Source organism: Streptomyces sp. NPDC054863 (assembly GCF_053610825.1).
On sequence record NZ_JBSGZD010000250.1, the window covers coordinates 1 to 11,890 of the forward strand.

Sequence of the window (11,890 nt, forward strand, 5' to 3'; positions counted from 1 at the left end):
CCCCGCAGCAGCCGGGGCAGCCCGGTCCGCCGGGTCCCCCCGGACCTCCCGGTGCCACGCCGCCGCCCGGTGGCGGCGTACACCAGGCGGCGACGATGCTGTCCGACCCGAGCATGGGCGGTCAGGGCGGCCCGGGGGCAGTGCAGCCGCCCGGCCGTCCGGCCCCTCCCGGCCCGCCCGGTCCTCCCGGCGCGCCCGGCGCTCCGGGATCGACCCAGCCTCCGGGCGGAGGAGTTCACCATGCGGCGACCATGCTCGCGCCGCCGCCGGGACCGAACCAGGGCCCGGGCGCTCCGCAGCCGCCGGGAGCTCCTGGCGTTCCCGGTGCTCCCGGGGGAGGCGTCCACCACGCCGCGACCATGCTCGCGGGCCCGCCGCCCGGCGGCCCCGGTGCTCCGCAGCCGCCCGGTCCGCCCGGCCCGCCCGGTGCCGTGCCGCCGCCGCACGGGCACCTGCCGCCGCCGCACATGCAGCAGCAGGCGCCGCCGCACATGCCTCCGCCGCACATGCCGCCCCCGCACGCGCAGCACCAGGCGCCCCAGCCGCACCAGGGGCCGCCCGCGTACGGCTATCCGCCGCAGCAGCCGTCCGGGCTGCCGACGGTCGGCCCCGGCTACCAGGCGGTGCTGCGCTACCGCGCGCAGGACGGCTCCGAGCAGCAGCTCATCCGCCGCTCCGCGCCCGGCACCCCGCACCCCGAGTGGCAGATGCTGCACGAGCTGCGCGCGATGCAGGTGCCGCCGCAGCAAGTCCTGGAACTCCACACGGAGTTGGCGTCCTGCGAGCTGCCCGGCGGCTACTGCGCGCGCATGATCCGCGAGACCTGGCCGCAGGTGCGGATCACGAGCGTCGCCCCGTACGGCTCGGACCACGCGTCCCGCCAGCAGGGCATGCAGCACCTGCTCACCCACCAGGGCGAGCTGCACCAGGTCGCGGACGGCCCGGCGCGGCCCGCTCCCGTGCGCGCCCCGCTGCCGCACCCGAGCCAGCTGATGCAGATCCCGCCGGTTCCGCCGGAGGGTGTGGCGCACGAGCTGGTCTCGGCGTTCGGGCCGCAGGCGATCTTCCGGTTCGACCAGGGCGCGGTGTCGCGCCAGGGCGTGCCCGAGGTCGTGGCGATGACGCTGATGTGGGCCGGGCTGCCGGTCGACTTCGGGCCGTTCTTCTGGGCGCAGGCGGCGCCGGGCCAGCCGGTCCCGACCCTCGCCGAGCTGGCCCAGCAGCGCGGTGTGCAGCCGGCGTCCGACGCGGGTTCGTACCTCGTCATGGGCTCGGACTTCGGGCGGGCGATCTGCGTCCAGTACGGGACGGCGAACATCGTGGCCGTGCCGGTGGAGGCGGGCCCCGGCGGGCAGCCCGTACCGCCGCAGTTCGTGAACACGGGCCTGCCCGAGTTCGTGCGCTCCCTCACCCTCCTCGGCCGGATGTGGCGGCTGCGCTTCGGCCTCAACCCGGAGCAGGCGGGCCGCTGGACCGTCGACTTCCAGGCCCAGCTGGCCGCGCTGGACCCGGCGGCGCTGGCGTCGCCGGAGAGCTGGTGGTCGGTGCTGCTGGAACAGATGTGGGACGGATTGCTGTAGTACGGGGCCGACGCACGGCGTCGCCGGTGTCGGCCGGGGTATCCGACCTGTTCGCAGGTCGGGTACCCCGGCTCTTTCGTGTATCGGACCGGGGCGAGTACCGGGCGGAGTGTCGCTTTATGGACACTGGAGTCCGATCCATCAGGATCTGCCGGAGTTCTGTAAGGGGAAAACAGGGATGAGCACATCGACGTCACCCCACGGCCTCACCACGATCTGGGGCCGCGGCTACCACCCCGGACAGGTGGACCGCCGGATCACCGAACTGTCCTACGCCCGCGACGAAGCGTTCGCGCAGGCGACGCGGCTGACGGCGCTCGCGAAGCGGCTGGAGGCGGACGCGGACGCCCTGCGCGAGCGGGTCGCCCAGCTGCCGCCGCAGACGTACGAATCGCTGGGCGGGCGGGCCCGGTCGCTGCTGACCCTGGCGGAGGAGGAGTACGAGGAGCTGCGCTCGACGGCGGCGGAGTACGCGACGTCCCTCGCCGAGGCAGCCGGCGCCGCCGCCCACCGGACGCGGGACGACGCACGGGCGGCGTCGGACGCGCTCCGGGCACAGGCGGAGGAAGCGGCCCGCGCACTGCTGGAGGCGGCGCGGTCCGAGGCGGACGGTCTGCGTGCCGCGGCGGGCCGGGACGCGCAGGAGTGGCGCGCGGAGGCCCTGGCCGGCCTGACCGGGACACGGGAGCGCACGGAGGCGCTCCTCGCGGCCCAGGAGAAGGAGCACGCCGAACGCTGGGAGGCGGCAGGACACGAACTCGCCGCCCAGGAAGCAGCGGCGGACGAACGCTTCGCCACACTGACGGCCCGCGCCGAATCCGTGCTCGCGAAGGCGGAACGAGCCCTCGCCGAAACGGCCGAGGAAGCCCGCCACGGCCAGGAGGACGCGGAGGCCCGGGGCGCCGAACTCGTCGCGGCAGCCCGCGTGCAGGAGGAACGGATCGTCCGCGAGACGCAGCGGGTGGTGCGCGAGCACGACGAGGCCCGGGAAGCCGTGCACTCCCACATGACGCACGTGCGCAACAGCCTGGCGGCCCTGACGGGAAAGGCCGAACTGGAGGAGTAGGGGCTGCCCGGCCGCCCGCGTGACCAAAAGCGATGACCTTTACCGTCGCGTGGAAGGCCGGTGGTGCGGCATAGTGTTGGGGTCGCAGCCCGCAGCCTGACGCAATGTCCGGTTCGGGACGCCATGATCCCCCATGGTGTAATTGGCAGCACAGTGGCTTTTGGTGCCATATGTCCGGGTTCGAGTCCTGGTGGGGGAGCTGTCGTACTTGTCGGGTCCCGGCCTCACCAGGTCGGGACCCGCCCTCGTTTCCCCCTCGTAACCCCCCGGTATCCTGCGGAGGTCCACCCCCGAAGAAGCCGAAGGGCACCACCGTGAGCGCCAATAGCCCGGCAGCCGTCGTCGTCCTCGCAGCGGGTGAGGGCACCCGCATGAAGTCGGCCACCCCGAAGGTCCTGCACGAGATCAGCGGGCGCTCGCTCGTCGGCCACGTCGTCACCGCAGCACGCGAGCTGGACCCCGCCGACCTCGTCGTCGTCGTCGGCCACGCCCGCGAGAAGGTCTCCGCCCACCTCGGCGAGATCGACCCCGAGGCGCACACCGCCGTACAGGAGCAGCAGCTCGGTACGGGCCATGCCGTACGGATGGGCCTTGAGGCCCTCGGCGGCAGCCCGTCTGGGACGGTCGTCGTGGTCTGCGGCGACACCCCGCTGCTGACCGGCGACACCCTCACCGCCCTCGCGGCCACGCACACCGCCGACGGCAACGCCTGCACCGTGCTGACCGCCGAGGTCCCGGACTCGACCGGCTACGGCCGCATCGTCCGCGACGGGTCGGGCGCCGTCACCGCGATCGTCGAGCACAAGGACGCCAGCGACGCCCAGCGCGCGATCCGGGAGATCAACTCCGGTGTGTTCGCGTTCGACGGCGAGCTGCTGGCCGACGCCCTGGGCAAGGTGCGTACGGACAACAGCCAGGGCGAGGAGTACCTCACCGACGTCCTGGGCATCCTGCGCGAGGCCGGTCACCGGGTCGGCGCGTCCGTCGCCGCCGACCACCGCGAGATCCTCGGCATCAACAACCGCGTGCAGCTCGCCGAGGCCCGCCGGCTGCTCAACGCCCGCCTCCTGGAGCGCGCGATGCTCAGCGGCGTCAGCATCATCGACCCGCAGACGACGTTCGTCGACGCGACGGTCACCTTCGGCCAGGACGCGATCGTGCACCCGGGCACCCAGCTGCTCGGCTCCACGCACATCGCCGCGGACGCCGAAGTCGGCCCGAACACCCGCCTGAAGGACACCACGGTCGGCATCGGCGCCCGCGTCGACAACACCGTCGCGGACGGCGCGGAGATCGGCGCCGCCGCCAACGTCGGCCCGTTCGCCTACCTGCGCCCCGGCACGAAGCTCGGCGTGAAGTCGAAGATCGGCGCGTACGTCGAGACCAAGAACTCGACGATCGGCGAGGGGACCAAGGTTCCGCACCTCTCCTACGTCGGTGACGCGACGATCGGCGACCACAGCAACATCGGTGCCGCCAGCGTCTTCGTGAACTACGACGGCGAGACCAAGCACCACACGACGATCGGCTCCCACTGCCGTACCGGCTCGGACAACATGTTTGTGGCGCCCGTCACGGTCGGGGACGGTGCCTACACCGCCGCCGGGTCGGTCATCACCAAGGACGTTCCGGCCGGTTCACTGGCCGTGGCCCGTGGCCAGCAGCGGAATATCGAGGGTTGGGTGGCCCGCAAGCGTCCGGGCAGCGCCGCCGCCCAGGCCGCTCAGGCCGCACCGCAGGAGACCGGCAGCGAAAGCTGACCGGAAACAGGTGCTCCGTGCACCGCGTACCGTGGTAGATGCACACCATTTCGGCTGGCTCGCAGGCTTCTGGCGGCCAGAAACACTCTGAGGAGACCGTTGCTGTGACCGGGATCAAGACGACCGGCGAGAAGAAGATGATGCTCTTCTCCGGCCGCGCACACCCCGAGCTGGCCGAGGAGGTCGCACATCAGCTGGGTATCGGTGTCGTACCGACGAAGGCCTTCGACTTCGCCAACGGTGAGATCTACGTCCGTTTCCAGGAGTCCGCTCGCGGCGCCGACTGCTTCCTGATGCAGAGCCACACGGCTCCCATCAACAAGTGGATCATGGAACAGCTCATCATGGTCGACGCGCTGAAGCGGGCCTCGGCCCGTTCCATCACGGTGATCGTGCCGTCGTACGGGTACGCCCGCCAGGACAAGAAGCACAAGGGCCGCGAGCCGATCTCGGCCCGTCTGGTGGCGGACCTGCTGTCGACCGCCGGCGCCGACCGCATCCTCACGGTGGACCTGCACACCGACCAGATCCAGGGCTTCTTCAACGGCCCGGTCGACCACCTCACCGCGCTGCCGGTCCTCGCGGACTACGTGGGCGCGAAGGTCGACCGTTCCAAGCTGACGATCGTCTCCCCGGACGCCGGCCGCGTGCGCGTCGCCGACCGCTGGTGCGACCGCCTGGACGCCCCCCTGGCGATCGTGCACAAGCGCCGTGACAAGGACGTCGCCAACCAGGTGACCGTCCACGAGGTCGTCGGTGAGGTCAAGGGCCGCGTCTGCGTCCTGGTCGACGACATGATCGACACGGGTGGCACGATCTGCGCCGCCGCCGACGCCCTCTTCGCGCACGGCGCCGAGGACGTCATCGTGACGGCCACGCACGGCATCCTGTCGGGCCCCGCGGCCGACCGCCTGAAGAACTCCAAGGTCAGCGAGTTCGTCTTCACGAACACCCTGCCGGACCCGGGCGACCTGGAGATGGACAAGATCACGGTGCTCTCGATCGCCCCGTCGATCGCCCGCGCGGTGCGCGAGGTCTTCGAGGACGGTTCGGTGACGAGCCTCTTCGAGGAGCAGTCCTAGCCGGTGGTACGCAGCGGGAAGGGCCGTCCGGGAAGCTCCGGGCGGCCCTTCCCCGTACCGTACGAAAGTGATCGATTGGGCCGTACGTGATAGTGCGGCTAGACTCACGGGGTTGCTCGGCGAGGGAGGCCTTTTGAGGCCGTCCGTTATCGACGCGCTCTTCGTAGCAGGCTCCGCAGCGGGCCGTTCGTGTGGCCGGGTGACGACATACCCCGTTTTCACCACTTACGAGGAGTGCAGTCATGGCTGAGGTCAAGCTCACCGCTGAGGTCCGTACCGAGTTCGGCAAGGGCGCTGCCCGCCAGACCCGTCGTGCCAACAAGGTTCCGGCCGTCATCTACGGTCACGGCGCCGACACGGTCCACATCACGCTGCCGGGCCACGAGCTCATGATGGCGCTCAAGACCAGCAACGCCCTGCTGAACCTGGACATCGACGGCCGCAGCGAGCTCGTCATCCCCAAGGCGATCCAGCGTGACGCCATCAAGCGCACCATCACCCACGTCGACCTGCTCGCGGTCAAGAAGGGCGAGAAGGTCACCGTCGAGGTCACCGTGATCTCCGAGGGCGACCTGGCGCCGGGCTCCAACCTCCTGGAGAACGTGCTGAACACCCTCTCGGTCGAGGCCGAGGCCACGCACATCCCCGAGTCCGTCACCGTCTCGGTGCAGGGCCTGGACGCCGGTGACGCGATCCTCGCGAAGGACGTCCCGCTGCCCGAGGGCACCACGCTGGTCACCGACCCGGAGGCCGTGGTCATCCAGATCGTCACCACGCAGGCCGAGGAGCCGGCCGCGGACGCCGCCGAGGGTTCCGAGGCCTGAGCCTCGTAGCTCCGGGCCCGCCGGGCCCACGCTGTGCAGCCGCCGTTCCGTGCCCGAGGGCGCGGGGCGGCGGTTTTTCGTCCGTGCGGGCTGTCGGTATGAAGGAGACATGCAGATGACCACCCCGAGTCCGGTCCCGCCGGACCCCTCGGCCCCCTGGCTGGTCGTGGGCCTGGGCAACCCCGGCCCCGAGTACGCGGCGAACCGCCACAACGTGGGCTGGATGGTCGCGGACCTCCTGGCCTCCCGCGTCGGCGGCAGGTTCAAGTCGCACAAGGCGCGCGCGCAGGTGCTGGAGGGCCGGATCGGGCCTCCCGGCCCGTACAACCGCCGGGTGATCCTGGCGAAGCCGCTGTCGTACATGAACCTGTCGGGCGGCCCGGTGACGGCGCTGCGCGACTTCTACAAGGTGCCGACGGCGAACGTCGTCGCCGTCCACGACGAGCTGGACATCGACTACGGGGTGCTGCGGCTCAAGCTCGGCGGCGGCGACAACGGCCACAACGGCCTGAAGTCGATGACGAAGTCGATGGGCCCGGACTACCACCGGGTCCGCTTCGGCATCGGCCGCCCGCCGGGCCGGATGCAGGTGGCCGACTTCGTGCTGAAGGACTTCTCCTCGGCGGAGAAGAAGGAGCTGGACTACTTCGTGGACCGGGCGTCCGACGCGGTGGAGGCCCTGGTGATCGAGGGCCTTGAGCGGGCGCAGTCGACGTACAACTCCTAGTCGGTACGACACGGAAGAGGGCGGCACCGGACCTCCGGCGCCGCCCTCGACCCGCTTACGGTCGGCCGACCCGCTGACGGTCAGCCGGTGTTGCGCAGTCCCGCCGCCACGCCGTTGACCGTCAGCAGCAGTGCGCGGGCGAGCAGCGGGTCGCTCTCCTCGCCCGCCGCGGCCGCGTCGCGCTGGCGCTTGAGGAGTGCCACCTGGAGGTAGGAGATCGGGTCCAGGTAGGCGTCGCGGATGGCGAAGGTCTGCTGGAGGACGGGGCTGGTGTCCAGCAGTTCGGTGCCGCCCGTGATGCGCAGGACTTCCTGCACGGTCAGCTCGTGCTCGGCCTCGATGGTGGCGAAGATGTGCTTGAGCTCGTCGGGCACGAGGGTGTCGACGTAGTGTCGGGCGATCCGCAGGTCGGTCTTCGCGAGCGTCATCTCCACGTTGGAGAGGAAGTTGCGGAAGAAGTGCCAGTGCCCGTGCATCTCCTCCAGGACGCTCTCCAGACCCGCCTCGCGCAGCGCCTTGAGGCCGGAGCCGACGCCGAACCAGCCGGGCACGATCTGCCGGGACTGGGTCCAGCCGAACACCCACGGGATGGCCCGCAGGCCGTCGAGGGAGACGCCCGAACCGGGGCGGCGGGAGGGCCGCGAGCCCAGGTGCAGGTCGGCGAGCTGGTCGACGGGGGTCGAGGCGAGGAAGTACGTCGGCAGGTCCGGGTTCTCGACGAGCCCCCGGTACGCGGTGTGGGCGGCCTCGGAGACCGTGTCCATGGCCGCGTCCCAGCGCGTGAGCGCCTCGTCGGACTGACGGGGCGCGGTGTGCAGCGCGGACGCCTGGAGCGTCGCGGCGACGGTCAGTTCGAGGTTCTCCCTGGCCAGCGACGGCACCAGGTACTTGTCCGAGATCACCTCGCCCTGCTCGGTCACCTTGATCTCGCCCTCCAGCGTGCCCCACGGCTGCGCGAGGATCGCGTCGTGCGAGGGGCCGCCGCCGCGGCCGACGGTGCCGCCGCGGCCGTGGAAGAGGCGCAGCCGGACGCCGTAGCGGTGGGCCACGTCGCGCAGTCGGCGCTGCGCCCGGTGGATCTCCCACTGGGACGTCGTGATGCCGCCGAACTTCGACGAGTCGGAGTACCCGAGCATGACTTCCTGCACGTCACCGCGGAGCGAGACGAGCCGCCGGTAGGACGGGTCGGCGAGCATTTCGTCCAGGATCACGTCGGCGGCGCGCAGCTCGTCGGTGGTCTCCAGGAGCGGCACGATGCCGATCTTGGCCCAGCCCGCGTGCAGGTCGATCAGTCCGGCCTCGCGGGCCAGTACGGCGGCGGCGAAGACGTCGTCGGCGCCCTGGCACATCGAGATGATGTACGACTCGATGACCTCGGGCCCGAAGCGCTCCAGGGCCTCCTTGACGGTCAGGAACACCCCGAGGGTCTTCTCCCCCGCCGCGTCCAGCGGAGCCGGCACCGGCGCCAGCGGACGCCGTGACCTGAGCTCCTTCGCGAGGAGCTTCTGCCGGTACTCGCGCGGCATGTCCGCGTACCGCCAGGACTCCTCGCCGAGCCGGTCGAAGAGGAGGCCGAGCGCGTGGTGGTGGGCGTCGGCGTGCTCGCGTACGTCCATGGTGGCGAGCTGGAGGCCGAAGGCGGCCAGGGTGCGGATCGTACGGTCCATGCGGCCGTCGGCGAACAGCCCGCCGCGGTGCTCGCGCAGCGAGGTCTGGATCAGCGTGAGGTCGTCGATCAGCTGACTCGTGCCGAGGTAGTCGCAGCCGGGGCGGTGCGTGGCGCCCCTGGCGAGCCGCTCACGGGTGTTGACGAGCTTCTGGCGGATGCAGGTGGCCTTGAGGCGGTAGGGCTCCTCTGCGTTCAGCCGCTTGTAGCGCGGGCTGATCTCGGGGAGCCGTTCCAGGTCGGCCTGGAGGGACTCAAGCAGCTCGTCGGTGGCGCCGGCGTACCGGATCGAATTCGACAGCTGTCCGCGCAGCTGGTCGATGAGCTCCAGCGCGTCGGTGATCCCGTGCTCGTGCTGGAGGATCAGCACGTCCCACGTCACGGCCGGAGTGACGTTGGGATTCCCGTCCCGGTCGCCGCCGATCCAGGTGCCGAAGGTGAGCGGGCGCGTCCCCGGCGGGATCTCGATGCCGAGGCGTCCCAGCTCGGCGGCCAGGTCCTCCAGGACGTCACCGACCGCGTTCGCATGCAGCTCGTCGAGGTAGTAGATGGCGTTGCGCGCCTCGTCCGCGGGTTCCGGACGTACGACACGCAGCTCGTCGGTCTGCCAGATCAGGTCGATGGACTCGGCGAGGCGCAGGTCGTGCCGCCGCCGGTCGGACCCGATGACGGGCGTCTCCAGGAGCTCCGCGATGCGGCGCAGCTTGTTGAGTACGGAGCGCCGGGCGGCCTCCGTGGGGTGGGCGGTGAAGACCGGCCGTACGTTGAGGTTCTTGACGGTCTGCTTCAGGTGCTCGGGGTCGGCGTCCTTCAGGAGGTCGACGGTCCTGGCGAGCAGCCCGCCCTCGGCCGCCCGCAGCTCGCGCATCTCGCGCCCGCGGTGCACCTGCTCGGTCACGTTGGCCAGGTGGAAGTACGTGGAGAAGGCGCGCACGAGGCGTGCGGCCGTCTCCAGGTCCGTGTCGCCCAGCAGCTCGGCGGCTGCTTCACCGTCGGTACGGGTGAGGGCCCGGACCCGTTCCACGAGCTCCAGGAGCTCGGGGCCCTCCTGCCGTACGAGCGTCTCGCCGAGGAGGTCGCCGAGGCGGCGGATGTCTGCTCGCAGCTCGGGGCTGGAGTGGGGGGTCGTCTGATCGGCACTGCTCACAGGTGCGGCTCCTTGCAGTGGGGAACGCGTCAGGCAGGAACTCGGACCGCGCTGTCCGACACGGCCCAGGATATGTGCCCCCATATTCGGGTACTCGGCGGCCTCGTCGAGCGGGCCTCACCGCTGCCATACTTACGAAGCCGTAGGTTACGGAACCGTAGCCAGGCATCACCCGCTTCCCTCACCCCACAGGGGACCTCCATGACCATCAGCCCCGATCTACTCAAGGAAGCCCCGGATGCGCCCGGGGCTCCAGGAACTTCAGCCGCCGCGGCAGCCACCCGGCCCCCGCTCGCGACGCGCGGCGGCGAGTCGAAGCGCTCCGTCGAACAGATCGCGCTGCTCCTGTTCATCACCGTCCCCTTCGTGGCGCTCCTCGCGGCGGTTCCGCTCGCGTGGGGCTGGGGGGTCAGCTGGCTCGACCTGGGCCTGCTGGTCTTCATGTACTACCTGGGCTGCCACGGCATCACGATCGGCTTCCACCGCTACTTCACGCACGGCAGCTTCAAGGCCAAGCGCCCGCTGCGCATCGCACTCGCCGTCATGGGCTCGATGGCCGTCGAGGGCCCGCTCGTGCGCTGGGTGGCCGACCACCGCAAGCACCACAAGTTCTCGGACGCGGAGGGCGACCCGCACTCCCCGTGGCGCTTCGGCGAGGACCTCCCGTCCCTGATGAAGGGCCTGTGGTGGGCCCACATCGGCTGGATGTTCGACGAGGAGCAGACCCCGCAGGACAAGTACGCCCCCGACCTGATCAGGGACCCGGCGATCCGCCGCATCTCCCGCGACTTCATCTACTGGACGATGCTGTCCCTGGCGATCCCGCCCCTGGTCGGCGGCCTCGTCACGATGTCCTGGTGGGGCGCCTTCACGGCCTTCTTCTGGGGCTCGCTGGTCCGGGTGGCCCTCCTCCACCACGTCACCTGGTCCATCAACTCCATCTGCCACGCGGTCGGAAAACGCCCCTTCAAGTCGCGGGACCGCTCAGGCAATGTGTGGTGGTTGGCGGTCCTCTCCTGTGGCGAGTCCTGGCACAACCTGCACCACGCGGACCCGACCAGCGCACGGCACGGCGTGATGAAGGGCCAGGTCGACTCCTCGGCCCGGCTCATCCGCTGGGCCGAGCAGGCAGGCTGGGCGTACGACGTGCGCTGGCCGACGGCGTCCCGTCTGGCCTCCCGGCGCAAGACCGACGACGAGTCCCCGAGCAAGGACGAAGAGTCCCCAAGTAAGACCGAAGCGACAGAAACGGCATGATGGAGCCTGTGGCGACCGACGGCAGCAGCACTGGCAGTACGAACCCGAGCGCGAGCGGCGACAAGCCCCGCACCGCGACGCGGCGGACCCGCCGCGTCCGGATGACCGGCGCGGAACGCCGCGAGCAGCTGCTGGACATCGGCCGCACGCTCTTCGCGGAGAAGGGCTTCGAGGGCACGTCGGTGGAGGAGATCGCCGCGAAGGCGGGCGTCTCCAAGCCCGTCGTCTACGAACACTTCGGCGGCAAGGAGGGCCTGTACGCGGTCGTGGTCGACCGCGAGATGCGCGCCCTCCTCGACATGGTCCAGAGCGCCCTGACCGCCGGCCACCCGCGTGAGCTGCTGGAGCAGGCCGCCTTCGCGCTCCTCGACTACATCGAGACGTACACGGACGGCTTCCGCATCCTGGTCCGGGACTCCCCGGTCGCGCAGTCGACGGGCACCTTCGCGTCCCTCATCTCCGACATCGCCACCCAGGTCGAGGACATCCTGGGCCTCGAATTCAAGGCCCGCGGCTTCGACCCCAAGCTGGCGCCGCTGTACGCCCAGGCCCTGGTCGGCATGGTGGCGCTGACCGGCCAGTGGTGGCTCGACGTCCGCAAGCCGCAGAAGGCGGAGGTCGCCGCGCACCTGGTCAATCTCTCCTGGCACGGGCTGGAGAACCTGGAGGCGAAGCCGCGCCTGATAGGGCACCGCAAGAACTGACCCGGCGCTTCTTCACTCCTCCCTCTCCCCTCCCCCGTACTGTCCGATGGCCCGCACCCCCTCGCAGGGGGTGCGGG

The 11,890-nt window shown here is 70.9% G+C and carries 9 protein-coding genes and 1 tRNA gene; 9 read left to right on the top strand and 1 reads right to left on the bottom strand.

What is annotated here, in order from left to right:
- From ACWGIG_RS30455 to pth, 7 genes are all read left to right on the top strand, one after another.
- Positions 1–1,580, top strand: a 1,580-nt coding sequence (locus ACWGIG_RS30455) for an SUKH-4 family immunity protein (protein WP_453324909.1), incomplete at its 5' end; no start/stop codon positions are given.
- A 178-nt stretch (positions 1,581–1,758) separates the two neighbouring features.
- Complete coding sequence (locus tag ACWGIG_RS30460; RefSeq protein ID WP_453324910.1) at positions 1,759–2,646, top strand: cellulose-binding protein; 888 nt, start codon at positions 1,759–1,761, stop codon at positions 2,644–2,646.
- Between the two features lie 127 nt (positions 2,647–2,773).
- Positions 2,774–2,845: transfer RNA gene (locus tag ACWGIG_RS30465), tRNA-Gln, on the top strand.
- A gap of 115 nt (positions 2,846–2,960) precedes the next feature.
- Positions 2,961–4,406, top strand: coding sequence for a bifunctional UDP-N-acetylglucosamine diphosphorylase/glucosamine-1-phosphate N-acetyltransferase GlmU (gene glmU, locus ACWGIG_RS30470; RefSeq protein WP_453324911.1), 1,446 nt, complete (start codon positions 2,961–2,963; stop codon positions 4,404–4,406).
- 104 nt (positions 4,407–4,510) lie between these two features.
- Positions 4,511–5,488: a ribose-phosphate diphosphokinase gene (locus ACWGIG_RS30475; protein ID WP_362417927.1), complete on the top strand. Its 978-nt coding sequence runs from the start codon at positions 4,511–4,513 to the stop codon at positions 5,486–5,488.
- A 242-nt stretch (positions 5,489–5,730) separates the two neighbouring features.
- A complete protein-coding gene (locus tag ACWGIG_RS30480; protein WP_453324912.1) occupies positions 5,731–6,312 on the top strand; it encodes a 50S ribosomal protein L25/general stress protein Ctc in 582 nt (193 codons plus the stop codon).
- 115 nt (positions 6,313–6,427) lie between these two features.
- Entirely contained in the window at positions 6,428–7,039 is a 612-nt protein-coding gene (gene pth, locus ACWGIG_RS30485) for an aminoacyl-tRNA hydrolase (protein ID WP_453324913.1), read from the top strand.
- A gap of 80 nt (positions 7,040–7,119) precedes the next feature.
- Here pth and ppc read toward each other — a convergent pair whose 3' ends face one another.
- Positions 7,120–9,852, bottom strand: coding sequence for a phosphoenolpyruvate carboxylase (ppc, locus tag ACWGIG_RS30490; RefSeq protein ID WP_453324914.1), 2,733 nt, complete (start codon positions 9,850–9,852; stop codon positions 7,120–7,122).
- A gap of 201 nt (positions 9,853–10,053) precedes the next feature.
- On the opposite strand from ppc, the gene ACWGIG_RS30495 reads away from it, so the two are divergent.
- Together ACWGIG_RS30495 and ACWGIG_RS30500 are read left to right on the top strand one after the other, a co-directional pair.
- Complete coding sequence (locus tag ACWGIG_RS30495; protein ID WP_453324915.1) at positions 10,054–11,109, top strand: acyl-CoA desaturase; 1,056 nt, start codon at positions 10,054–10,056, stop codon at positions 11,107–11,109.
- Positions 11,106–11,813, top strand: coding sequence for a TetR family transcriptional regulator (locus ACWGIG_RS30500; protein WP_453324916.1), 708 nt, complete (start codon positions 11,106–11,108; stop codon positions 11,811–11,813). Before ACWGIG_RS30495 ends, ACWGIG_RS30500 begins: the two co-directional genes overlap by 4 nt.
- Positions 11,814–11,890: the final 77 nt, after the last annotated feature.

Bases quoted from the DNA above. Each gene is read 5' to 3' on its own strand.
- ACWGIG_RS30460 (WP_453324910.1), top strand. From the start codon at position 1,759: ATGAGCACATCGACGTCACCCCACGGCCTCACCACGATCTGGGGCCGC.
- ACWGIG_RS30480 (WP_453324912.1), top strand. From the start codon at position 5,731: ATGGCTGAGGTCAAGCTCACCGCTGAGGTCCGTACCGAGTTCGGCAAG.
- pth (WP_453324913.1), top strand. From the start codon at position 6,428: ATGACCACCCCGAGTCCGGTCCCGCCGGACCCCTCGGCCCCCTGGCTG.
- ACWGIG_RS30495 (WP_453324915.1), top strand. From the start codon at position 10,054: ATGACCATCAGCCCCGATCTACTCAAGGAAGCCCCGGATGCGCCCGGG.
- ACWGIG_RS30500 (WP_453324916.1), top strand. From the start codon at position 11,106: ATGATGGAGCCTGTGGCGACCGACGGCAGCAGCACTGGCAGTACGAAC.